This is a genomic window from Pseudomonas putida, from assembly GCA_041879295.1.
Classification (GTDB): domain Bacteria; phylum Pseudomonadota; class Gammaproteobacteria; order Pseudomonadales; family Pseudomonadaceae; genus Aquipseudomonas; species Aquipseudomonas putida_Y.
The window spans coordinates 3,839,966-3,863,379 of record CP047152.1 but is presented as its reverse complement, the minus strand read 5'-3'; the positions used below and the strand labels follow the sequence as shown (position 1 = coordinate 3,863,379).

At 63.1% G+C, this 23,414-nt stretch carries 25 protein-coding genes; 17 read left to right on the top strand and 8 right to left on the bottom strand.

What is annotated here, in order from left to right; all coding sequences use genetic code 11:
- The first annotated feature begins 23 nt into the window (after positions 1 to 23).
- The 4 genes from GST84_17760 to GST84_17745 are packed head-to-tail and all read left to right on the top strand — an operon-like array spanning position 24 to position 3,253.
- Positions 24 to 341, top strand: a complete 318-nt coding sequence (locus GST84_17760; GenBank protein XGB14076.1) for a hypothetical protein — start codon at positions 24 to 26, stop codon at positions 339 to 341.
- A gap of 22 nt (positions 342 to 363) precedes the next feature.
- Entirely contained in the window at positions 364 to 1,509 is a 1,146-nt protein-coding gene (locus GST84_17755; protein ID XGB14075.1) for a PQQ-dependent sugar dehydrogenase, read from the top strand.
- A gap of 42 nt (positions 1,510 to 1,551) precedes the next feature.
- Complete coding sequence (gene zapE, locus GST84_17750; protein ID XGB14074.1) at positions 1,552 to 2,658, top strand: cell division protein ZapE; 1,107 nt, start codon at positions 1,552 to 1,554, stop codon at positions 2,656 to 2,658.
- Between the two features lie 13 nt (positions 2,659 to 2,671).
- Entirely contained in the window at positions 2,672 to 3,253 is a 582-nt protein-coding gene (locus GST84_17745) for a DUF664 domain-containing protein (GenBank protein XGB14073.1), read from the top strand.
- A gap of 75 nt (positions 3,254 to 3,328) precedes the next feature.
- Here the strand turns inward: GST84_17745 and GST84_17740 are convergent, their stop codons facing one another.
- The 6 genes from GST84_17740 to GST84_17715 form a co-directional block, all read right to left on the bottom strand.
- On the bottom strand, positions 3,329 to 4,327 hold the full coding sequence (locus GST84_17740) for an alpha/beta fold hydrolase (GenBank protein ID XGB14072.1): 999 nt from the start codon (positions 4,325 to 4,327) through the stop codon (positions 3,329 to 3,331).
- Positions 4,328 to 4,402: 75 nt separating this feature from the next.
- Entirely contained in the window at positions 4,403 to 4,840 is a 438-nt protein-coding gene (locus tag GST84_17735) for a DedA family protein (protein XGB14071.1), read from the bottom strand.
- Entirely contained in the window at positions 4,840 to 5,268 is a 429-nt protein-coding gene (locus GST84_17730) for a DUF411 domain-containing protein (protein XGB14070.1), read from the bottom strand. Before GST84_17730 ends, GST84_17735 begins: the two co-directional genes overlap by 1 nt.
- Before the next feature lie 14 nt (positions 5,269 to 5,282).
- Positions 5,283 to 6,167 carry a copper resistance protein CopB gene (locus GST84_17725; GenBank protein XGB14069.1) on the bottom strand — a complete coding sequence of 295 codons (885 nt, stop codon included), beginning with the start codon at positions 6,165 to 6,167 and terminating at the stop codon, positions 5,283 to 5,285.
- A complete protein-coding gene (locus tag GST84_17720; protein ID XGB14068.1) occupies positions 6,160 to 7,884 on the bottom strand; it encodes a copper resistance system multicopper oxidase in 1,725 nt (574 codons plus the stop codon). The genes GST84_17725 and GST84_17720 overlap by 8 nt, the downstream gene beginning before the upstream one ends.
- Before the next feature lie 78 nt (positions 7,885 to 7,962).
- Positions 7,963 to 9,297 (bottom strand): tRNA 5-hydroxyuridine modification protein YegQ, encoded by a 1,335-nt coding sequence (locus tag GST84_17715; GenBank protein XGB14067.1) that lies wholly within the window; start codon positions 9,295 to 9,297, stop codon positions 7,963 to 7,965.
- Between the two features lie 133 nt (positions 9,298 to 9,430).
- Between GST84_17715 and GST84_17710 the strand changes: the two genes are divergently transcribed.
- Positions 9,431 to 10,495 carry an AI-2E family transporter gene (locus GST84_17710; protein ID XGB14066.1) on the top strand — a complete coding sequence of 355 codons (1,065 nt, stop codon included), beginning with the start codon at positions 9,431 to 9,433 and terminating at the stop codon, positions 10,493 to 10,495.
- Between the two features lie 77 nt (positions 10,496 to 10,572).
- Here the strand turns inward: GST84_17710 and GST84_17705 are convergent, their stop codons facing one another.
- Complete coding sequence (locus tag GST84_17705) at positions 10,573 to 11,400, bottom strand: phosphonoacetaldehyde hydrolase (GenBank protein ID XGB14065.1); 828 nt, start codon at positions 11,398 to 11,400, stop codon at positions 10,573 to 10,575.
- A 34-nt stretch (positions 11,401 to 11,434) separates the two neighbouring features.
- Positions 11,435 to 12,541 carry a 2-aminoethylphosphonate--pyruvate transaminase gene (locus GST84_17700; GenBank protein ID XGB14064.1) on the bottom strand — a complete coding sequence of 369 codons (1,107 nt, stop codon included), beginning with the start codon at positions 12,539 to 12,541 and terminating at the stop codon, positions 11,435 to 11,437.
- 112 nt (positions 12,542 to 12,653) lie between these two features.
- Between GST84_17700 and GST84_17695 the strand changes: the two genes are divergently transcribed.
- The 12 genes from GST84_17695 (at position 12,654) to GST84_17640 (ending at position 23,411) form a co-directional block, all read left to right on the top strand.
- Positions 12,654 to 13,517, top strand: coding sequence for a LysR family transcriptional regulator (locus GST84_17695; protein XGB14063.1), 864 nt, complete (start codon positions 12,654 to 12,656; stop codon positions 13,515 to 13,517).
- Between the two features lie 200 nt (positions 13,518 to 13,717).
- Positions 13,718 to 14,740, top strand: coding sequence for a helix-turn-helix domain-containing protein (locus tag GST84_17690; protein ID XGB14062.1), 1,023 nt, complete (start codon positions 13,718 to 13,720; stop codon positions 14,738 to 14,740).
- Between the two features lie 228 nt (positions 14,741 to 14,968).
- Complete coding sequence (locus GST84_17685) at positions 14,969 to 16,615, top strand: AMP-binding protein (protein XGB14061.1); 1,647 nt, start codon at positions 14,969 to 14,971, stop codon at positions 16,613 to 16,615.
- Between the two features lie 13 nt (positions 16,616 to 16,628).
- Complete coding sequence (locus GST84_17680; GenBank protein ID XGB14060.1) at positions 16,629 to 17,396, top strand: SDR family NAD(P)-dependent oxidoreductase; 768 nt, start codon at positions 16,629 to 16,631, stop codon at positions 17,394 to 17,396.
- 11 nt (positions 17,397 to 17,407) lie between these two features.
- Positions 17,408 to 18,601, top strand: coding sequence for an acetyl-CoA C-acyltransferase (locus tag GST84_17675; GenBank protein ID XGB14059.1), 1,194 nt, complete (start codon positions 17,408 to 17,410; stop codon positions 18,599 to 18,601).
- Between the two features lie 8 nt (positions 18,602 to 18,609).
- A complete protein-coding gene (locus GST84_17670; GenBank protein XGB14058.1) occupies positions 18,610 to 19,737 on the top strand; it encodes an acyl-CoA dehydrogenase in 1,128 nt (375 codons plus the stop codon).
- Positions 19,738 to 19,750: 13 nt separating this feature from the next.
- The gene (locus GST84_17665; GenBank protein XGB14057.1) at positions 19,751 to 20,524 is read left to right on the top strand and encodes an enoyl-CoA hydratase; all 774 of its coding nucleotides are present in this window, start codon (positions 19,751 to 19,753) and stop codon (positions 20,522 to 20,524) included.
- Between the two features lie 640 nt (positions 20,525 to 21,164).
- The gene (locus GST84_17660) at positions 21,165 to 21,410 is read left to right on the top strand and encodes a hypothetical protein (protein ID XGB14056.1); all 246 of its coding nucleotides are present in this window, start codon (positions 21,165 to 21,167) and stop codon (positions 21,408 to 21,410) included.
- Positions 21,411 to 21,608: 198 nt separating this feature from the next.
- Positions 21,609 to 22,013 carry a TraR/DksA family transcriptional regulator gene (locus GST84_17655; protein ID XGB14055.1) on the top strand — a complete coding sequence of 135 codons (405 nt, stop codon included), beginning with the start codon at positions 21,609 to 21,611 and terminating at the stop codon, positions 22,011 to 22,013.
- Positions 22,014 to 22,191: 178 nt separating this feature from the next.
- Positions 22,192 to 22,386 carry a hypothetical protein gene (locus GST84_17650; GenBank protein ID XGB14054.1) on the top strand — a complete coding sequence of 65 codons (195 nt, stop codon included), beginning with the start codon at positions 22,192 to 22,194 and terminating at the stop codon, positions 22,384 to 22,386.
- Between the two features lie 345 nt (positions 22,387 to 22,731).
- Positions 22,732 to 23,202, top strand: coding sequence for a hypothetical protein (locus GST84_17645; protein ID XGB14053.1), 471 nt, complete (start codon positions 22,732 to 22,734; stop codon positions 23,200 to 23,202).
- Entirely contained in the window at positions 23,199 to 23,411 is a 213-nt protein-coding gene (locus tag GST84_17640) for a hypothetical protein (protein ID XGB14052.1), read from the top strand. Before GST84_17645 ends, GST84_17640 begins: the two co-directional genes overlap by 4 nt.
- Positions 23,412 to 23,414: the final 3 nt, after the last annotated feature.

Genomic DNA, 23,414 nt, shown 5'->3' with positions numbered 1-23,414 from the left:
CATTTTCGTACAGGAGGTGAAGCATGACCCCGACATTGCCCATCCTGGCCCTCGGCCTGGCCTTGTGCCTGCCCGCGCACGCGGCGGCGCAGCAGCCCGTGCAACGTGCTGCCGGCAACAATAACCCTTACAACAGCCCGATCCAGCGGGTCAACCCGAACAGCCGTCAAGGCAGCATGCCGGCTGCGCCACCGGTACGTGGCCCGTCCACCGACCCGTACCAGCGCCCACCCACCCTGGACAACCGTGGCATCGGCAACGGCGACAACCTGCGCCGTCAGCAGCAAACCCCGAACCTGGAACCCACCCGGCCACCCCGTGACAACCCACGTGCGCCGTAAAACCACTTGAAAGGAATCCGGCATGCTTCGAGCACCCTGGCTGGCCACCCTGGCTGCTGCCGCGCTACTGCCCTTGTGGGCGCATGCGGCGGCCGAACAGCGATTTCCCAGCGAAGAAGGTACCTTGATCGTCAGCACGCTTGCCGATGGCCTACGCAACCCTTGGGCCCTGGCCTTCCTGCCCGGCGGCAAGGACATGCTGGTGACCGAGCGGGCGGGCAACCTGCGGCTGGTCAATGCCGAAGGCAAGGTTGGCCCGTCGATCAGTGGTGTACCCAAGGTCTGGGCCGAAGGCCAGGGTGGCTTGCTGGATGTGGCGCTGTCACCGGAGTTCGGCAAGGACCGCACCGTTTACCTGTCCTACGCCGAGGAGGGTAGTGACGGCAAGGCCGGTACTGCGGTCGGCCGCGGGCAGCTGTCCGAGGACCGCGCCCGGCTGGAGAATTTCACCGTGATTTTCCGCCAGCAGCCCAAGTTGTCGGTGGGTAACCACTTCGGCTCGCGGCTGGTGTTCGACCGCGACGGCTACCTGTTCATCGCCCTGGGCGAGAACAACCAACGCCCCACTGCTCAGGACCTGGACAAGTTGCAAGGCAAGGTCGTGCGTATTCTGCCGGACGGCGAAGTGCCCAAAGACAACCCCTTCGTCGGCAAGGGCAACGTGCGCCCGGAGATCTGGTCGTACGGCCACCGTAATCAGCAAGGCGCCGCCCTCAACCCCTGGACCGGCCAGCTGTGGACCCACGAGCACGGCCCGCGCGGTGGTGATGAAATCAACATCCCAAAGCCTGGCAAGAACTATGGCTGGCCGATGGCGACCCACGGCATCAACTATTCGCTGCTGCCAATTCCCGAGGCCAAGGGCAAGCATGTGGACGGCATGATCGACCCGCACCATGTCTGGGAAAAGTCACCGGGTATCAGCGGCATGGCGTTCTACGACAGCCCGAGGTTCAAGGCCTGGGACCACAATCTGTTCATCGGTGCGTTGGCCACTCAGGAATTGATCCGCTTGCAACTGGACGGCGACAAGGTGGTGCACGAAGAGCGGTTGCTCGGTGACCTGAACGCGCGTATCCGTGATGTGCGGGTGGGGCCGGATGGTTACCTGTATGTCCTGACCGATGACAAGGACGGCGCGCTGCTCAAGGTAGGCCTGGCCGACTGACGCGCGCCTGCACCGAGGGTGACAGTCGGGTAGAATGCGGCCATGGCCATCGACCCCCAATCCCTCTACCAGCAAGCCCTGAGCACTCGGGGCTACGTTGCTGATCCCGCCCAGGCCCGCGTCGTCGAGGCCTTGCAAGGCTGCTTCCAGTCCCTCGAGCAGGGCCGCCCCACCCAGGGCCTCTACCTCTGGGGCCCGGTCGGGCGCGGCAAGACGTGGCTGATGGACCAGTTCCACCAGTGTCTGCGCATACCGAGCCGGCGCCAGCACTTCCACCACTTCATGGCCTGGGTGCATCAGCGCCTGTTTCAGCTCAACGGTACCGCCGACCCGCTGCTGGCCCTGGCGGCGGAGCTGGCGCGGCAAATCCGCGTGCTGTGCTTCGATGAACTGTTCGTCAACGACATCGGTGATGCGATCATCCTCGGCCGCCTGTTTCAGGTACTGTTCGATCAGGGCGTGGTGATTGTTGCCACTTCCAACCAGCCGCCCGAGCAGCTCTACCGCGATGGCTTCAACCGCGAGCGGTTCCTGCCGGCCATCGCCGCCATTGGTCGTCACATGCAGGTACTGCCGGTAGCGGGCGAGCAGGATCACCGCCTGCACCCCGGTGAAGCGCGGCAGCGCTATTGGGTAGCCGAGGCAGGGCAGGTCAGCCAGTTGGCCGAGGTGTTCCGCCAGCTCAGCCCCGAAGACGCCGGCACCGATCAGCCCTTGGTTATTGGCTCAAGGCACATTCACGTCGTGCGGCGTAGTGAGCAGGCTATCTGGTGTCGTTTCACCGATCTGTGCGATCAACCCCTGGCCGCCATGGAGTTCATGGCCTTGTGCGACCGTTTTCCCTCGATTCTGGTATCCGGCATTCCGGCGCTGGGCGGGGAACAGCGGGCGGGGCGTATTGCCCGTGGTACCGAAGATGGCGCGGCGAGGGTAGTGGCGGGCGACCGTGAACTGCCTGCGCTGTCGCCCAAGGACGATGCGGTTCGCCGCTTCATTGCCCTGGTCGACGAATGCTATGACCGCCGGGTGGCGTTGTACCTGGAGGCACAGGTGCCGCTCGATGCCCTCTACACTCAAGGGTATCTGGCGTTCCCGTATCAGCGCACCCTGAGCCGGCTACGGGAGATGCAACTGCAACGCTTCGCCTGAAAAGGAGCCGACCATGCAGCCGTTATCGCATCATCTGCTGACCCAGGCCTATAACAATGGCTGGGCCAACCACCGCCTGTACAAGGCCTGCCTGCAACTGACCCAGGACGAGTTCGTCGCCCCGCGTTGCAGCTTCTTCCCGTCGATCAAGGCCACCCTCAACCATTTGCTGACGGTGGATTGGTTTTACCTGCATATGCTGGAGTGCGAGCAGCGCGGCGAGCAGCCCGATACAGACGGCGAACGTTTTTTCGACCCGGAACAGCCGTTTGCCACCTGTACCGACCTGCATGCCGAGCAGGCCCAGGCTGACCACCGTTTGATCGCCTACTGCCGGGGGCTGAGTGATGGCGACCTGGGCCGCTATGTGAGCGTCGTGCGGCCTGATCGGGTGCAGCGCGAGCAGCGGCTGCGTTTGCTGGCGCATCTGTTCGAACATCAGGTGCATCATCGTGGACAGGTGCACGCGATGCTCAGTGATACCGCGGTCAGGCCACCTCAGCTGGATGAGTTTTTCTGCGAGGAAGAGGCCGAATTGCGGGCGGGCGACTTTGCCGAGCTGGGCTGGACAGAAGCGCTGGTCTGGAACGTGTAGAGGAACCCTGTGGCAGCAGCGGGATTGCGCAAAGTTCCAAAGCCTGCGCGCTCCCACAGGGGACCAATCATTGGCTCACTTGCCCAGCCATTCGATCAGGGTGCGATTGAACCGCACCGGTTCCTCGATTTGTGGCGCATGCCCCATGCCTTCGAAGGTGATCAGCTCACCTTTGGGTATCAGCTTGGCCACCTGCGGCCCTAGCTCGGCATATTTGCCCAGCTTGGCCTTCACTTCCGACGGCGCGATATCGCTGCCGATGGCCGTGGTGTCCTTGTCGCCGATCAGCAGCAGGGTTGGCATCTGCAGGTGCTTGAACTCGTAGTACACCGGCTGGGTAAAGATCATGTCGTAGATCAGTGCCGAGTTCCACGCCACCGCTTCATGCCCGGGCCCTTTGTTCAGGCCCACCAGCATCTGCACCCAGCGTTCGTATTCAGGCTTCCAGCGCCCGACGTAATAGGTTTTGCGTTCATAGGCGCGTACGCCTCCGGCGTCCAGCTTGAGCTCGCGGGCATACCACTGGTCCACGGTGCGGTAGGGCACGCCCAGGGCTTTCCAGTCCTCCAGACCGATCGGGTTGACCATTGCCAGGCGTTCCACCTGCTGTGGGTACATCAGCGCATAGCGGGTGGCGAGCATGCCGCCGGTGGAGTGGCCGAGCACAATGGTTTGCTTTACACCCAGCTGTTCGAGCAGGGCATGGGTGTTGTCGGCCAGTTGCTGAAAGCTGTACTGGTAATGCGCCGGTTTGCTTGACGTACAGAAGCCGACCTGGTCGGGCGCGATGACCCGGTAGCCGGCCTTGCTCAAGGCGTCGATGGTGGTTTCCCAGGTGGCGGCGCAGAAGTTCTTGCCGTGCATCAGCACCACGTTGTGGCCGTTGGCCTCGCCCTGGGCGGGCACGTCCATGTAGCCCATCTGCAGGGCCTGGCCCTGGGACTTGAAGTCGAAATGCTTGAGGGGGTGCGGGTAGCTGAAGCCTTCGAGCTGGGGGCCGTAGGTAGGCGACTCGGCAGCGATGGCCGAACTGCCGGCAAGGCAGGCCAGGGCCAGGGCGGTTGCGCGCAGCATGGGGGCACTCCGTGTTGGGCCAGGTAGGAAGGGGCGACTGTAGCAGGCAGTGGACCACGCGAAACCTGAAAGGTGTTACCAGGCGTGAAACCAGCCCAGGGTAATCATCGCAAGCACTGCATAGCGGCCAGCCTTGGCCAGGGTCACCAGCAACAGGAAGCGCCAGAACGGCTCACGCATGATCCCGGCGATCAGCGTCAGCGGGTCGCCGATCACCGGCATCCAGCTGAGCAGCAGCGACCATTGCCCCCAGCGTTGGTAGCGCTGCTGCGCACGCGCCAGCTGGGCAGCGCTGAAAGGAAACCAGCGTTTGTCGCGCAGGTGCTCGATGGCCCGGCCCAGCAGCCAGTTGACCACCGAGCCGAGCACGTTGCCCAGGGTGGCTACCAGCAGCAGGATCGCCCATGCCTCGGGCTGGCGCAGCAACAGACCGACCAGCACGGCCTCTGATTGCAGCGGAAGCAGGGTGGCGGCACCAAAGGCGCTGAGAAACAGCGCCCCCAGGCTGAGCATCAGTAGTTGGCGACCACGGTGTCCTGGCCATCCTGGGTCACCCCGATGACCTGGTAGGCATCCTTGTGGTCGCCCATTTCCATGCCGGGCGAGCCCATGGGCATGCCTGGCACGGCCAGGCCCTTGAGGTCGTTGCGCTTGGCTAGCAGGCGCACCTGCTCGGCCGGCACGTGGCCTTCGACGAACTTGCCGTCGATCACCCCGGTGTGGCACGACGCCAGGCGCGGCGCCACGCCCAGGCGTTGCTTGACGGCGCTCATGTTTGGCTCGACGTGGTCGTTGACGGTAAAACCGTTGTCACGCAGGTGGCTGATCCAGGCCTTGCAGCAGCCGCAGTTGGGGTCGCGGTAGACGTCGATGGTCTCGGCGGCCTGGGCCAGGCCGGTGACGGCCAGCAGGCTCAGGGTCAGCAGGTGTTTGCGCAGCATGGTGAAGCACTCCTTTAAAAACGCAGGCGGATACCGGCGACCAGGCGGGTCTGGCCCAGGTCTTCGCCGTCTTCGCGGGCCTGGTTGGCACGCGAGCCGTGCAGGCGGTTGAAACTGAGCCCGACGTAGGGGGCGAAGCCGCGCGTGATCTCGTAGCGCAGGCGCAGGCCCACCTCGCTGTCGGCCAGCCCCGCGCCTTGTTCGCGCCCGGCATCGTTGCGCCCGTAGAGGTTGGCCTCCAGGGTCGGCTCCAGTATCCAGCGGTTGGTCAGCAGCATAGCGTAAGCGGCTTCCAGGCGCAGCGCGGTCTGTTGCCGCTCGCCTGCATAGGCGGTGGCTTGCAGCTCCAGGCCGTACAACGGTGTGCCCTGGATGCCGAAGGCGGCCCAGGTTTGGCCACTGGCAGGCTTGAAGTCCTGGCGTACACCGGCCACCAGTTCCCACCACGGGCTCACGGCATGGCCCCACAGCGCCTGCAGCTCGGCCTTGTGGGTATTGCCTTGTTCGCGTTCGCCTTCGGTGCGCAGCCACAAGCGGTCGATATCGCCGCCGACCCAGGCGGTGGCGTTCCAGTTCAGGGCGCTGCTGCTCTCGAAGTTCTGGTATTCGAGCTTGTCCACGATCACTGCCCAGTTCAGCGCCCGGTCATGCACTGGGTGCCCTGGCAATGGTGGGAAGGCGGCGCGGCGGTCGGCGTCGGTGATGACAGGCAGGGGTGTGCGAGGCTGGCTGAGGAAAGGCTGGCCATGGCCCATGCTTTCATGGTTCATGGGCATGGCCTGATGGCCCATCTGGCCGTGGTTCGCGTGTTCGAAACCCGCGGCCATCGCCCGTTCACTGGCGAGCAAGGTCAGTAGCGTCACGCCTGCCACGATGCTGCGGTTGCGGGTGTCATTCATCGACGCGTACCTCGCGGAGCATGCCGCTCTCCATGTGGTAGAGCAAGTGGCAGTGGTAGGCCCAGCGGCCCAGCGCGTCGGCGGTCACCCGGTAGGTGCGTCGGCTGCCGGGCGGGATGTCGACGGTGTGCTTGCGCACCAGGAACTGGCCATGCTCGTCTTCCAGGTCGCTCCACATGCCGTGCAGGTGGATGGGGTGGGTCATCATGGTGTCGTTGACCAGGGTGATACGCACGCGCTCACCGTAGGTCAGCCGCAGCGGTTCGGCGTCGCTGAACTTGATACCGTCGAACGACCAGGCGAAGCGCTCCATATGGCCGGTCAGGTGCAGCTCGATGTCACGCGATGGCGGGCGGCCGTCCGGGTCGGGGTAGGGGCTGCGCAGGTCGGCGTAGGTCAGCACGCGGCGACCATTGTCACGCAGGCCTATGCCAGGGTCGGCCAGGTTGGGACGCGGTGCCATGCTCTGCATGTCCACCAGCGGGTTGCCGGTTTCACTGACCGGGTGTTGCTGCATGGCCGACATGGCGGCGTGGCCCATGCCGGCCATGTTGCCGTGGTTCATGCCGGGCGGGTTACTGTGGTCCATGCCCGCCATGGCATCCATACCGCCGTGGCCCATGTCCTCCATGCTCAGCACTGGGCGTGGGTCGGGGGCAGGCACCGGTGCCTGCAGCCCGGCCGCACGGGCCAGGGTGCCGCGGGCGAAGCCGGTGCGGTCCATGCTTTGGGCGAACAGGGTGTAGGCGGGTTGGTCACCCACGGTCACCAGCACGTCGTAGGTCTCTGCCACGGCAATGCGCACTTCATCCACGCTCACCGGGGTCACCGGCAAGCCGTCGGCGGCGATCACCGTCAGCTTCAGCCCGGGGATGCGGAAGTCGAAATAGGTCATGGCTGAGGCGTTGATCAGCCGCAGGCGCACGGTTTCGCCTGGCTGGAACAGGCAGGTGAAATTGCCTTGTGGTGGTTGGCCGTTGAGCAGGTAGGTGTAGGTGGCGGCGCTGATATCCGCGAGGTCGGTTGGGCTCATGCGCATGCGCGCCCAGGCCGTGCGTTCGGCGACGGTGGGGCTCCAGCCGTTTTCGGCCACGTCATCGATGAAGTCGCCAACCGTGCGCTTGTGGAAGTTGTACGCGTCGGACTGCTTCTTCAGCGTCGCCATCAGCTGCTCCGGCGCCTGGTCTGACCAGTCGCTGAACAGCAGCACATGATCGCGCTGGTAGCGGTGCGTTTCGGGCTCGCGTGGCTCGATCACGATCGCCCCGTATACCCCGGCTTGCTCCTGCAGCCCCGAATGGCTGTGGTACCAGTAGGTGCCGCTCTGGCGCAGGGTGAACTGGTACAGGTAGTCGCCGCCGGGCTCGATGCCAGCGAAGCTCAGGCCAGGCACGCCGTCCATGTTGGCCGGCAGGATGATGCCGTGCCAGTGGATCGAGGTGTCCTGCGCCAGTCGGTTGCGCACGCGCAAGGTCACGGTGTCACCTTCGCGCCAGCGCAGCAGTGGGCCGGGCAGGCTGTTGTTGACGGTCAGTGCGGTACGCGGCCGGCCTGTGATGTTGACCGGGGTCTGGCCAATGAACAGCTCGAAATGCTGGCCGGCCAGGTCTCGGCCTTCGGCGGCCTGGGCCAGCGGGCGCCACAGCCCCAAGCCCGCCAGCGTGCTGGCGGCGCCCAGGCCTTTGACAAACGTACGGCGGGAGGGGTTGCGCAACATGGCGTGGCCTCATGCAGAAGAGCCACGATGTTCGCTGCCGCCGGCTGTCAGGTAGCTGAGGTGCACATTACAGTGTTGTCAGCTTGCTGCTTCGTCGATGCGGAGGTCGCGCATCAGCAGGCCGTAGTCGAGGGCAACCTGTTCCGGAATCGGCAGGTACACCACATGGCCATCGCCCGGTGCGACCTCGATGGCGTGCTGCTGGCGGTTGTGCAGGCGGTGCAGGTCGAAGTGGTAGTTACCGCGCGGGGTCATCAGCTCCAGATGGTCGCCCACGGCGAAGCGGTTCTTCACCTTGACCTCGGCGAGGCCGTCGATACGCACGCCGGTCAGCTCGCCAACGAATTGCTGGCGTTCGGACACCGAGTTGCCCCGCTGGTAGTTCTGGTACTCGTCGTGCACGTGGCGGCGCAGGAAACCTTCGGTGTAACCGCGCTGTGCCAAGGATTCGAGGTTACCCATCAGGGCGCGGTCGAATGGCCGTCCGGCCACCGCGTCGTCGATCGCCTGGCGATACGCCTGCACCGCACGGGCACAGTAGAAGTGCGATTTGGTGCGACCCTCGATCTTCAGCGAATGCACACCCATCAAGGCCAGGCGCTCGACGTGCTGGATGGCGCGCAGGTCCTTGGCGTTCATGATGTAGGTGCCGTGTTCATCCTCGAACGCCGGCATTTCAGTGCCGGGGCGGTTGCTTTCCTGCAGCAGGAACACCTGGTCGGTGGGGGCACCCAGGCCCAGGGTGGGCTGCACTTGGCGCACGATGTCACCGGTGGCGTTCTCGGTGGCTGGTGTGGCGTCGTATTTCCAGCGGCAGGCATTGGTGCAGGTGCCCTGGTTGGCGTCACGCTTGTTGAGGTAGCCCGACAGCAGGCAACGGCCGGAATAGGCCATGCACAGGGCGCCGTGCACGAACACTTCCAGTTCCATGCCCGGCACCTGCTGGCGGATTTCCTCGATTTCGTCCAGCGACAGCTCTCGCGACAGGATCACCCGGCTCAGGCCAAGTTGCTGCCAAAACTGCACGCTCGCCCAGTTGACGGTGTTGGCCTGCACCGACAGGTGCACCGGCATCTGCGGGAAGTGCTGGCGCACCAGCATGATCAGGCCGGGGTCGGACATGATCAGCGCGTCCGGCGCCATCTCGATCACGGGTGCCAGGTCTTTGAGGAAGGTCTTGAGCTTGGCATTGTGCGGGGCGATGTTGACCACCACGTAGAAGCGCTTGCCCAAGGCGTGCGCCTCCTCGATCCCCAGTGCCAGGTTGGCGTGATCGAACTCGTTGTTGCGCACCCGCAAGCTGTAACGCGGCTGGCCGGCGTAGACCGCATCGGCGCCGTAGGCAAACGCGTAGCGCATGGTCTTTAGAGTGCCGGCGGGGGCCAGCAGTTCGGGCTTGGCAGTAGGGTTCATGTGCGCACCGGGGCAAAAAGGCGGCGATGCTAGGGGCGATGGACAAGGTGCGTATTGATTTGCGTCAAGAGAGCGCGGCACTTTTGTCCAGGTGCGGTGCACTAATCACTCATAAGCCATGTGAGGAACTGCGATGAACGAAACCGCGCTACAGAACAAAGCCCTGGCAGTACTTTTGGCGCTGGTGACCATTGCCTTCTTCTGGATTCTCCTGCCGTATTACGGCGCAATCTTCTGGGCGGTGATCCTCGGTATCCTGTTCGCCCCGCTGCAGCGTCATTTGCTGATCCGCAGCGGGCGGCGGCGTAACCTTGCCGCGGTCACATCCACACTGGTGTGCCTGCTTGTGGCGATCCTGCCGGTAATCATCACCAGCGCCCTGCTGGTACAAGAAGGCGCCACGCTGTACCAGCGCATCGAAAGCGGGCAACTGGACATCGCCGGTTACGTCGAGCGCGGCAAGGACATGCTCCCGGCATTCGCCCAGCGTGGCCTGGACAACATGGGCATGGGTAACCTCGACGGGTTGCGTGACAAGATCACCAAGTGGGCAACCCAGGGTAGCCAGGTATTGGCCAGCCAGGCATTCAGCTTTGGCCAGGGCACATTCGAGTTCCTGATCAGTTTCGGCATCATGCTGTACCTGCTGTTCTTTTTCCTGCGTGATGGCCCGGAAGTCGCGCGCCGGGTGCGCATGGCCGTGCCGCTGCCCGAGCACCAGAAGCGTCGTTTGCAGTTGAAATTCAATCGTGTGGTGAGGGCGACGGTGAAGGGCAACGTGCTGGTGGCCGTTACCCAAGGTGCATTGGGTGGCTTTATTTTCTGGGTGCTGGATATCCCGAGTGCATTGGTGTGGGCGGTGCTGATGGCGTTTCTGTCGCTGCTGCCGGCGGTGGGCGCTGGCATCATCTGGGCGCCGGTGGCGGCGTATTTCCTGCTGACCGGGGCGATACTGCCAGGGGTGGTGCTTACTGCATTCGGGGTGCTGGTGATCGGCCTGGTGGATAATGTGTTGCGGCCCATCCTGGTGGGCAAGGATACCCGCATGCCGGACTACCTGATCCTGGTGTCGACCCTTGGCGGGCTGGCGGTGTTCGGCCTCAACGGCTTCGTGATCGGCCCATTGATCGCGGCGCTGTTCGTCTCCAGCTGGGCGATCTTTGCCGCGACCAAACCGCAGGTGCAATTGCCGCAATAGCGTTCAAGCCTGAGGGTAGTCGGGTGTGGAGCGGCCCTGTTTCGCAAAAGGGCCGCTTCCACAGAGAAACCGCAGGGTCAGAAGGCTTGCGGCATCTCGCCCTTGGCCAGGCGCCGGTTGATGTCGGCAATCACTTCGGGCAGATCGTTGATGGTGTCGATCAGGTAGTGCGGGCGGGAGCCGGCAAACAGTGCATGGATACGCTGGCGCTCGCTTTCCAGTTTTTCGGCACTCAGCGCCCGGAAGCCTTCCCAGGTCAGGCCCAGGGCATTGCCCGAACAGACCAGTGCCACGGTCCACATGCCGGCACGGCGGCCTTCAAGAATGCCTGGCACGGTGTCGTCCACCTTCACGCAGGCCGCTACATCGTCAATCCCCAGCGCAATCACGTTGGCCAAGGCCTGGGCCGGCCATGGGCGGCCGTTCGGGGTTTCATCGGTGGCCACCACGTGGTCGGCCACATAGCCGTTCTGCGCCGCCAGTTCAACCACCTTGTCCATCACCACTTTCGGGTAGCCCGAGCACGAACCGATCTTCAGGCCGTCCTGGCGTAGACCGGTGAGGGTGTCCAGCGCACCGGGGATCAGCGCCGAGTGCACAGCGATCTTCTCGATCTGCAGCGGCATGAAGCGGTTGTAGATGGCGGTGACGTCATCATCGGTCGGGGTACGGCCGAACACCTTGCGGTAGCGCTCGGCAATTTCCGGTACGTCGCACAGGGTGCGGATATGGTCCCATTTGCCCATGCCCATCGGGCCTCGGGCTTCCTCGATGGACACCTGCACGTCGAACTCGGCAAAGGCCTCGACAAAGATCTGGGTGGGGGCGAATGAGCCGAAATCGACCACGGTACCAGCCCAGTCGAGGATGGCGGCTTGCAGTTGGGTGGGGTTGTTGTAGTTCATGTGCGCGAATTCCTGGGTTCGGGTGGGCAAAGCGTCAGATGTCCAGCACTTCCATTTCCCGCAGCACCTCGGCCACGGCATTCACGGCGGCCTGCATGCCGTCCGCCCCGACCACACCGATACAGCCGACGCGGAAGGTTTCGACCTGGGTCAGCTTGCCCGGGTAGAGAATGAATCCCTTGGCCTTGACCCGCTCGTAGAAGTCCTTGAACTGGTAGCGGGCATCGGTGGGGGCGTGGAAGGTGACGATGATCGGCGCCTGGATTTCGGCGGGCAGAAAACTGCGCAGGCCGATGGCTGCCATGCCGTCGAGCAGCGTCTTGCAGTTGTCTGCGTAGCGCTGGTGGCGGGCCGGAAGGCCACCTTCCTCGTTGTATTGCTGCAGCGCTTCATGCAGGGCCGCGACCACGTGGGTAGGCGGGGTGAAGCGCCATTGCCCGGTCTTGGCCATGTAGACGTGCTGGTCGTGCAGGTCCATGGCCAGCGAGTGGGCATTGCCTTCGGCGGCCGCCAGGGCGTTCTTTTCGGCGAAGACGAAGCCCATGCCGGGTACGCCTTCCAGGCACTTGCCGGAGGCTGCGATCAGCGCTTCGAAGGGGATTTCGCGGGCATCGATCGGCAATGCTCCGAACGAGCTCATGGCATCGATGATCAGGCGCTTGCCATGGCGTTTGATCACCTGGGCGATCTCGGGGAGCGGGTTGAGAATGCCGGTGCTGGTTTCGCAGTGGATCAGCGCCACATGGGTGATGGCCGGGTCTTTGGCCAGCAGCCGGTCGACGTCGGCGGCGGTGGTCGGCTGGTCTTCGGCCGTTTCGAAGGTGCTGTAGGTGCGACCCAGCACTTTGCAGATCTTTGCCAGGCGCTGGCCGTACGCGCCGTTGATCAGTACCAGAACCTTGCCATCGCGTGGCACCAAGGTGCCGATGGCCGCTTCCACGGCGAAGGTGCCGCTGCCTTGCAGGGGAACGCAGTGGTGGCTGCTGGCGCCGTCGATGATGGCCAGCAGTTGTTCGCAGACGCTGGCAGTCAGTTGGTTGAAGTCACGGTCCCAGGAGCCCCAGTCCACCAGCATGGCTTGGCGGGTGCGGATTGATGTGGTCAGGGGACCTGGGGTCAGCAGAATCGGGGCGTTGCTCATTCCGTTATTCCTCACAAGCGGTGGGCTGAAACTACGGGGCCTAGGTTGCAATTCGCGTTGTCATCAATCAAATTGTTTGTTGTTATCCCAGCTATAAGTCAGGCCGATAAATATGAACCTGTTCCAGCTACGCGCCTTCGACGCCGTGGCCCGTGAGGGCAGCTTTACCCGTGCTGCCGAGCGCCTGTTCATCAGCCAGCCGGCGGTGACCGGGCACGTCAAGGCCCTGGAAGAGCACTACCAGATCACCTTGCTGCGGCGTACCGCACGGCGCGTGGAACTGACCGAGGAGGGCACGCGCCTGGCGGCCATCACCCGCGCCATGTTCGGCCTGGCCGAAGAGGCGCAGGCCATGCTCGAGGCCAACCGCCAGCTGCTGACCGGGCGCCTGGAGGTAGCCGCCGACGGCCCGCACCGGGTCATGCCGATGCTGGCGCTGCTGCGTGAGCGGTACCCTGGCGTCACCGTCAACTTGCGCCTGGGCAATGCACAGGAGACGTTGGCTGCGCTGCTTGGCGAGCATGCCGACGTGGCGGTGCTGACCGAAATCGAGCCGCGCAAGGGGCTGCATCTGCAAACGCTCTGTGAGTCGCGCCTGTGTGCGTTGTTACCTGTGGGGCATACCTGGGCCTCCGAGCGGGAGGACTTGCCGTTGGCCGCGCTGCACCAGCAGATCATGGTGCTGCGCGAACCCAGCTCCACCACGCGGCGCACCTTCGACAAGGCCTGCCTCAAGGCGGGCGTGCAACCGCGTGTATTGCTGGAACTGGACAGCCGGGAGGCGGTAACCGAGGCAGTGGCCTCGCAACTGGGGATTGGCGTTGTTTCTTCCACTGAAGTGGCCAATGATCCCCGTGTGGTGGCACGACCATTGGCCGGTGAGGGCCTTGTCAACCAACACGTGATCGGCTGCCTGGAGCGCCGTCGCGAACTGCGCCTGATTCAGGCATTCCTGAGTCTGGCCGCGGGGCTATGATGGCTGTTTGCTGCGGGGCACCCTAGGCTCTGTATGAAAAGCCTTGATACTCGGTGATGCTGCGTTGAAAACAGCCTCGGAATGCTCATTTACAACCCGTAAACTCCGCTTCCTCGGCTGTTTTCGCCTTGCCTGACCTTCGTCTCAAGGCTTTTCATACAGACCCTAATATGGCCGGCAATCAGCCGACAGGACCGTCGATGAGCGACAAAGACACCATTTCCATGCAACTGGTGCGCGAAGCGCTGTTGCAGACCTGCCCTGCCGGTGAGCCTGACAGTGGCTTGCTGGCCAGGGCGGGTATTGCCGTTGAACAACTGCACCTGCCAGAGGCAAGGGTCAGTGCCGAATCCTATGCCCGCCTGTGGCGCTTGCTGGCCCGGCGCTGCAACGACGAGTTTTTCGCGATGGACCCGCGCGGTTTGTGCAGTGGCAGCCTGGCTTTCATGTGCCGTGCCAGCATGGGCCAACCGACCCTGGGCGCAGGCCTGGAAACCTCGCTGGCATTTCTGTCGCTGATGCTTCAAGACATGCAGCCCAGCCTGGTGCGCCAGGAAGGCCTGGCCGAAATTGTCATCAATGAGCCGCGTGACGAACCGCGCCGTGCGTTTACCTATTTCACGTTCTGGATGATCGTGCATGGCGTGGCTTGCTGGCTGGCCGGGCGGCGCATCCCGATTCTGAGCATCGATCTGCGTTGTGCCGAACCGCCTTTTTGCGACGACTACCGGGTCATGTTTTCGGAGAGCCTGCATTTTGAGCGTCCACGCACACGCATGATCATTGCTTCGCAATGCCTCGACTTGCCCCTGCGCCGCAGCGAGGAGGAACTGCAGCGTTTTCTGGCCGAAGCGCCGGGCAATATCCTGGTCAAGTACCGTGACCCGGCCAGCCTCGGGCGGCGTATCCGCACCGACCTGTTGCGCCTGGCCCCTGAGCAATGGCCCGATGCTGACAGCCTGGCCCGGCAGCTGTGCCTGTCGCCATCGACCCTGCGGCGGCGCCTGGCAGAAGAGGGGCAGAACTACCAGGGCCTGAAGGACAGCGTACGACGGGAGCTGGCGATCGCCTGGCTCAGCCAGGAAGACGTGGCCATGGGCGAGCTTGCCGAGCGTTTGGGGTTTGCCGACAGCAGCTCGTTCTATAAGGCATTTCGCAAGTGGTTCGGCTGCAACCCGGGGCATTATCGGGCGTTGATCCAGGCGCGAGGGGCAGGGCACTGAAGGGCGAACGCTTGCGGCAGCAGGCATGACACGGCGTCCATGTCGAGCGCCTGGTCGGGGCGCTCCCCCAGTCCTGGCTGCGGCAGCCGAGCGCGCAGAGGGGTGATGAGCGGCGGCCAAACCAGTCATCCAGATTGACAGCTTTGGCCATTGCCGCCGCGCATGAGCGGCGCGAACATCGTCGGACCGATGCTTCAACTCCAAAAACAAGAAACCAGGAGTCCGATGATGCGCGATTACGCCGAGGCCGCTCGTGCGTTTGACCATGCCCAGGCCGCAGTGGCGGCATTGCATGGCAGCCTTGAGGCCCTTAATGCCTGTGTCGAATGTTGTGACCGGCATGCCGGTGACGGCAAGCTGGCGCTGATACATGAAGATCGCGATGGTAACAGCGCGCGCTATAGCTTCGATCAGCTTCAGGTGCAGGCTGCACGGTTCGCCAATGTGCTAAGGGCGCAGGGGGTGGGCGTTGGAGACCGGGTTGCCGGCTTGATGCCGCGCACCCCCGAACTGCTGGTGACCATCCTTGCTACCTGGCGCCTTGGGGCGGTTTATCAGCCCTTGTTCACGGCGTTCGGCCCCAAGGCCATCGAGCACCGGCTTGAGCAATCCCACGCCCGAGTGGTGGTCACCGATAGCCAGAACCGCGCCAAGCTGGACGAGGTGCACGCCTGCCCGACCATCATCACCGTCAAGGCCCGCAGTGGTGAACTGGACTTCCAGCAATGCCTGGAAAGCGCAGCGGATGTCTGCGAGCCGGTGATGCGCTCAGGCAACGATCCGTTCCTGCTGATGTTCACTTCTGGAACCACTGGCCCGGCAAAACCCCTGGAAGTGCCACTGCGCGCGATTGTCGCGTTTCAGGGCTACATGCGTGATGCCATCGAGCTGCTGCCTGAGGACAACTTCTGGAACCTGGCCGACCCGGGTTGGGCTTACGGTTTGTATTACGCCGTGACCGGTCCGTTGTCGCTGGGGCATGCCACCACGTTCTACGATGGCCCGTTCAGTGTCGAGAGCTGCGCCCGGGTGATCGACAAGCTGGGTATCACCAACCTGGCTGGCTCGCCGACCGCGTATCGCTTGCTGATTGCGGCGGGCAAAGATTTCTCGGCACCGATCAAGGGCCGCCTGCGGGTGGTCAGCAGTGCCGGCGAACCGCTTAACCCCGAGGTGATCCGCTGGTTCGCCGACGAGCTGGGCGTGACCATTCACGATCACTACGGCCAGACCGAACTGGGCATGGTGCTGTGCAACCACCATGGCCTGCAGCATCCGGTGCACCTGGGTTCTGCCGGCTATGCCATCCCCGGCCACCGCATCGTGGTGCTGGACGAGCAGGGCAACGAGCTGCCAGCCGGCCAGCCAGGCATCCTCGCCGTTGACCGTGAGCAGTCGCCGCTGTGCTGGTTCGGTGGTTACCACGGCCTGCCGACCAAAGCCTTCGTCGGCAAGTACTACCTCAGCGGCGACACTGTCGAGCTGAACCCGGATGGCAGCATCAGCTTCGTTGGCCGTAGCGACGACGTGATCACCACCTCCGGTTACCGGGTGGGTCCGTTCGATGTGGAAAGCGCGTTGATCGAGCACCCGGCGGTGATCGAGGCAGCGGTGATCGGCAAGCCAGACCCAGAGCGCACCGAACTGATCAAGGCGTTCGTGGTATTGGCCAGCGGCTACGCCGGCAGCGTCGAGCTGGAAGAAACCTTGCGCCAGCACGTGCGCCAGCGTCTCTACGCGCATGCCTACCCCAGGGAAATCGAATTCGTCAGCGAGCTGCCCAAGACCCCGAGCGGCAAGCTGCAACGCTTCATCCTGCGCAACCAGGAAGTCGCCAAACAACAAGCGCAACAGGCCACCCCTGTCAGCGTCTGAAAGGAAAGAACTCATGCACATCGCCAATAAACATTTCATCGTCAGCGGCGCCGCTTCCGGGCTGGGTGCCGCTACTGCACAGATGCTGGTCGAGGCTGGTGCCAAGGTCATGCTGGTCGACCTCAATGCCCCGGCTGTCGAAGCCAAGGCTCGCGAGCTGGGCGACAACGCCCGTTTCGCCGTGGCTGATATCAGTGACGAGCAGGCGGCCCAGTCGGCTGTCGATGCAGCTGTCAGCGCCTTTGGCAGCCTGCATGGGTTGGTCAATTGTGCTGGCATCGTCGGTGCCGAGAAGGTGCTGGGCAAGCAGGGCCCACATGGCCTGGCCAGCTTCGCCAAGGTCATCAACGTCAACCTGATCGGCAGCTTCAACCTGTTGCGTCTGGCTGCAGCGGCCATGGCCGAAGGGGCTGCCGATGAGAGCGGCGAGCGCGGGGTCATCATCAACACGGCCTCCATTGCCGCCTATGACGGCCAGATTGGTCAGGCCGCCTACGCCGCGTCCAAGGGTGCCATTGCCAGCCTGACCTTGCCGGCCGCGCGCGAACTGGCGCGCTTCGGCATCCGCGTGATGACCATCGCTCCGGGCATCTTTGAAACCCCCATGATGGCCGGCATGAGCGAAGAGGTACGTGCTTCTCTGGCTGCCGGTGTGCCATTCCCGCCCCGCTTGGGTCGCCCGCAGGAATACGCTGCGCTGGCCCGCCACATCATCGAGAACAGCATGCTCAACGGTGAGGTCATCCGCCTCGACGGTGCGCTGCGCATGGCTGCCAAGTAAGGAGAACGAACATGCCCCTCGCCAATGACCCCATCGTTATCGTCAGCGCCGTACGCACGCCCATGGGCGGGCTGCAGGGCGACCTCAAAAGCCTGACTGCGCCGCAACTGGGCAGCGCTGCCATCCGTGGTGCCGTGGAACGTGCCGGCATCGATGCCGCTTGTGTCGAGCAGGTACTGTTCGGCTGCGTGCTGCCAGCCGGCCAGGGCCAGGCGCCGGCACGCCAGGCCGCGCTGGGCGCGGGGCTGGACAAGCACACCACCTGCACCACCCTGAACAAAATGTGCGGCTCGGGGATGCAAGCTGCGATCATGGCCCATGACCTGCTGCTGGCCGGCACCGCAGACGTGGTAGTGGCGGGTGGCATGGAAAGCATGACCAACGCGCCGTACCTGCTGGACAAAGCCCGTGGTGGCTACCGCATGGGCCACGGCAAGATCATCGACCACATGTTCATGGACGGCCTCGAAGACGCCTACGACAAAGGCCGCCTGATGGGCACCTTTGCCGAGGACTGTGCCCAGGCCAATGCCTTCAGCCGCGAAGCCCAGGACCAGTTCGCCATCGCCTCGCTCACCCGAGCGCAGGACGCCATCAGCAGCGGCCGTTTTGCCGCCGAGATCGTGCCGGTGGAAGTCACCGAGGGCAAGGAAAAGCGTGTCATCAAGGATGACGAGCAGCCGCCCAAGGCGCGCCTGGACAAGATTGCGCAGCTCAAACCGGCGTTTCGTGAAGGCGGCACCGTGACGGCGGCCAACGCCAGTTCGATTTCCGACGGCGCTGCGGCGCTGGTACTGATGCGTCGCTCCGAGGCCGACAAACGTGGCCTCAAGCCATTGGCCGTCATCCACGGTCACGCCGCCTTTGCCGACACCCCGGCGTTGTTCCCGACCGCCCCGATCGGCGCGATCGACAAACTGATGAAACGCACCGGCTGGAACCTGGCCGAGGTCGACTTGTTCGAGATCAACGAGGCCTTCGCCGTGGTCACCCTGGCGGCCATGAAACACCTCGATCTGCCACACGACAAGGTCAATATTCACGGCGGCGCCTGCGCCCTCGGGCACCCGATCGGCGCTTCTGGCGCACGTATTCTGGTCACCCTGTTGTCGGCCTTGCGCCAGAACAATCTGCACCGGGGTGTGGCGGCCATCTGCATCGGCGGTGGCGAGGCCACGGCCATGGCTGTTGAATGCCTGTACTGAGGTGAACCATGCTGGTAAATGACGAGCAACAACAGATCGCCGACGCGGTACGCGCCTTCGCCCAGGAGCGCCTGAGACCGTTTGCCGAGCAATGGGACAAGGAACATCGCTTCCCGAAAGAGGCCATCGACGAAATGGCCGAACTGGGCCTGTTCGGCATGCTGGTGCCGGAGCAGTGGGGCGGTAGCGACACCGGCTATGTGGCCTATGCCATGGCCCTGGAGGAAATCGCTGCGGGCGATGGCGCCTGCTCGACCATCATGAGCGTGCACAACTCGGTGGGTTGCGTGCCGATCCTGCGCTTCGGCAACGAGCAGCAGAAAGAGCAGTTCCTCACCCCGCTGGCGACAGGTGCGATGCTCGGTGCTTTCGCCCTGACCGAGCCGCAGGCTGGCTCCGATGCCAGCAGCCTGAAGACCCGAGCACGCCTGGAGGGCGACCACTATGTGCTCAATGGCAGCAAGCAGTTCATTACCTCGGGGCAGAACGCCGGGGTAGTGATCGTGTTTGCAGTCACCGACCCGGAGGCTGGCAAGCGTGGCATCAGCGCCTTCATCGTGCCGACCGACTCGCCGGGCTACCAGGTAGCACGGGTCGAGGACAAACTCGGCCAGCACGCCTCCGACACCTGCCAGATCGTTTTCGACGATGTGCGCGTGCCAGTGGCCAACCGGTTGGGGGCGGAGGGTGAAGGCTACAAGATCGCCCTGGCCAACCTTGAGGGCGGCCGTATCGGCATCGCCTCGCAAGCGGTGGGTATGGCCCGCGCGGCGTTCGAAGTGGCGCGCGACTACGCCAACGAGCGCCAGAGCTTTGGCAAACCGTTGATCCAGCACCAGGCCGTGGCCTTTCGCCTGGCCGACATGGCGACGAAGATTTCCGTGGCCCGGCAGATGGTATTGCACGCCGCCGCCCTTCGTGATGCGGGGCGCCCGGCGCTGGTGGAAGCATCGATGGCCAAGCTGTTTGCCTCGGAAATGGCCGAAAAGGTCTGTTCGGATGCCTTGCAGACCCTGGGCGGTTATGGCTATCTGAGTGACTTCCCGCTGGAGCGGATCTATCGCGACGTTCGGGTTTGCCAGATCTACGAAGGCACCAGCGACATTCAGCGCATGGTCATTGCGCGCAATCTTTGAAGGAGCAGACTGCATGGCATTCGAAACCATCCTGTTGGACATCCACGGCAAGGTTGGCCTGATCACCCTCAACCGCCCGCAGGCGCTCAATGCGCTGAACGCGCAGATTGTCGGCGAGATCAACCAGGCCCTGGACCAGCTCGAGCGCGACCCGAACATCGGCTGCGTGGTGCTGACAGGCTCGGCCAAAGCCTTTGCCGCTGGCGCTGACATCAAGGAAATGGCCGAGCTGCAATACCCGCAGATCTACGTCGACGACCTGTTCAGCGACGCCGATCGCATTGCCAATCGCCGTAAGCCGATCATTGCTGCCGTGTCCGGGTTTGCCTTGGGCGGCGGCTGCGAGCTGGCGATGATGTGCGACTTTATCCTCGCTGCCGACAACGCCAAGTTTGGTCAACCGGAAATCAACCTGGGCGTGCTGCCGGGCATGGGCGGCACCCAGCGCCTGACGCGTGCGGTGGGCAAGGCCAAGGCCATGGAGCTTTGCCTGACCGGCCGCCTGATGGGGGCGGAAGAGGCCGAGCGTGCAGGTTTGGTGGCGCGGATCGTGCCGCAGGCAGAACTGGTGGAAGAGGCGCTGAAGGTGGCGGCGACCATTGCCAGCAAGTCGATTCCGGTGAGCATGATGGTCAAGGAGAGCGTCAACCGAGCGTTTGAAGTCACCCTCAGCGAGGGGGTACGCTTTGAGCGTCGGGTCTTCCATGCGGCTTTCTCCACCGAAGACCAGAAAGAAGGCATGGCCGCATTCATCGCCAAGCGCGAGGCACAGTTCAAGGACCGTTGATCAGACTCGGTTCGTTGCCGTTGCCGTTGCCGTTGCCGTTGCCGTTGCTTTTGCTTTTGCTTCTAAGCGCGCGATAGTTCAGGCGACGCAGATTGCGACTTCAGGAGGCCGAGCGCAGGGCTTGCGGAGGGAGGTGACGGGCATGGATGCCCGTCAAGCGCTGGGCCCCAGGATGGGGCCTGCAGCGCGGTCCTCCCGGGAGCAAGCCCGGAGCGAGGGAACCCCGGAGCGTAGCGCAGGGGCCGGATGATGGGAGCGCAGCGTTTTTTGGTTACTTTTTGTCGCGTTTGACAAAAAGTGACCCGCCGTAAGGGCGGAAAGGTGACTATGCGCCACCTTCGTGAATGAATACCTACTCGATGTGGATGCCCACATCCAAGAAGCAAGAAGCAAGAAGCAAGAGGCGAACTCGTCTGTTTTGACTCAGCGAACAGGCCGTTTGCGATGGCGACGCTGACTCACCTTTTCGCCCTTACGGCGAGTCACTTTTTGTCAAACGCGACAAAAAGTAACCAAAAAACGCTGCGCTCCCATCATCCGGCCCCTGCGCTGCGCTCCGGGGTCCCCTCACTCCGGCCTTGCTCCCGGCAGGACCGCGCCGAAGGCCCCATCCTGGGGCCTCAGCGCTTGACGGGCATCCATGCCCGTCACCTGCCTCCGCAAGGCCTGCGTTCGGCCTCCTGAAGTCGCGAAGATCAAGATCAAGATCAAGATCAAGATCAAGATCAAGATCAAGATCAAGATCAAGATCAAGATCAAGATCAAGATCAAGATCAAGATCAAGATCAAGATCAAGATCAACGGCAACGGCAACGGCAACGGCAACGGCAACGGCAGGCGGATGGGCCCTACCGGAATCACAGTTTGCTACTGGCCCTGCAGCTGAGCAGGGGTGCCGACCGGCGGATTGTCAGCAGCGGAAGCAAATTCGCACCCATTTGCAGTTGCTCCACGCCGCTTGGCGCCTTAGACTGCCGCCCCCTGTAAAAGAGTGCCGGTTGGCGCTTGAAGAATTCCGCTGTCGATGCATAGGCATCGGCGGCACATGAATCGCCCAAATGCACATTTTTTCATAGAGAAATCGATGACCAAGGAACAGTTGCTGGCCATGTCGGCCGATGACTACATGAACGCCGACCAGCTTGCTTTCTTTACTGAGCTGCTGCAGGCGATGAAAGTCGAAACCCATGAACGCATCGAGCTCAGCCGCACCACCATCGAAGGCCTGGACACCCCGTCAGACCCTGCCGACGTGGCTTCGGTCGAAGAAGAACGTAGCTGGCTGGTAAATGCCATCGACCGCGACCAGCGCCTGCTGCCACAGCTGGAAATGGCCCTGGACCGTATTGCCGACGAAAGCTTCGGCTGGTGCGATGACAGTGGTGAGCCCATCGGCCTGAAGCGCTTGCTGATCAGCCCGACCACCAAGTACTGCATCGAAGCCCAGGAGCGCCACGAGCAGCTCGATCGCCACCAGCGCCAGGTATAAATCCGCGCGCGGTGCAAAGCCCCTCGGAGCAATCCCTGGGGCTTTTTGCGTTTCTCGTCGATACCGTTTTTGTTGCGCCGTAAGAAACACTGCTGTACCGGGATGCGCTGTTTCCGCGCCACTGTCAGGCGTATCATGGCTTTATCGTTAGGGTGCTAATTAAGTTCCGGAGGGAATGATGAATAGCCGAGTCGATGTGGCTGTAATGATAGGGTCGGGCGTGCCGGCCACCTTCCAGGCGCTGGGCAAGCGCATTTGCTGGGTGGTGCTGGTCAATGGCGAGCGCCGCGGCACCGCCTTCGCCACGCGCGAGGAAGCGCTTGAGTGTCAGGCTGCCTGGCAGCAGCAACTGAAGAAAGGGCTGGCTGCCTGAAAATGTTTATTGCCTCTCGACGGGTTTCGGTGTTTTCGGGCATATTTGTCCTACAGTAATGCGCACATGGATGCCAGGGCTTGTCTTCTTGCAGGCTCACTCCACTGGTTGCGTTTTCTGGCGAGTGATTTCAGGCATCACGCTTCCCAAGCCGGGAATGAGCCAAACGCCTTCGGTTGAGGGCGAGTCTGGCAAACCAGAGTAAAGATTCCTGCGCGCTGCATCGTCAGCGAGCACAGACATTTCGCATATCGCTTTATTACTCTTTTTGCCTATCGATAAGAAATGGCCGCGCCTCCCCGAGCTTGGGTGAGGGCGGGTTGTAACCGGTTGAGGATTACTTCATTGGCAGTCAGCACACTTGATACGCATGCGTTGTTCGCCCTGGGCGACTTGCGCGGTAAATTGGCCCAACTGTTTCAGGGCCGCTTCATCTATGTCACCGAACAGAGTCCCGAAGGCTTGTACATGGCCGAAATCGACACCGAGAGTGCACTGGTGGTCGATGACAAGCAGCGCCTTGAATTGAAAGTCGGCGACCACTTTCGTGCTGCCGTATTGCCTAGCCGCGAAGGTGGCAAGCTGGAAATGCGCTTTCGCGAAATCAAGTTGAATGTGTATGGCGTTGGCGACTACGCCTTCGTTTCTGTGCCGGAAGGCGAGGGCATCGTGTTTCGTGAAGGCCATGGCGTGATGCTGGTATTCGCCGCGCAGCAACAAGTGCAGGAAGGCCTGGGCAAGTTGCTTAAAGCAGTGACCGGCAAGGTCGCCAAATGGCGCAAGGGTGAACTGACCACCTTCAAGGCCAGTGAATGATCGACAGTGACGACGCACCGGCATCGCGGGCCGAGTTTCATCGGCAGCACCAGGCAGATGCCGTGGCTGAGGCAGAACGTTTGCTGGCCGGGCGTGAGAGGCTGCAAGGCGCCTGGTTGAACTGGGTGGCGGCTGAGATCTATCGCCTTAGCCCGCCGCCATATGCCGCCATGGTCCGGCGCGAGTTGCAGCGCCTGAGCCAAGGTTGAGAC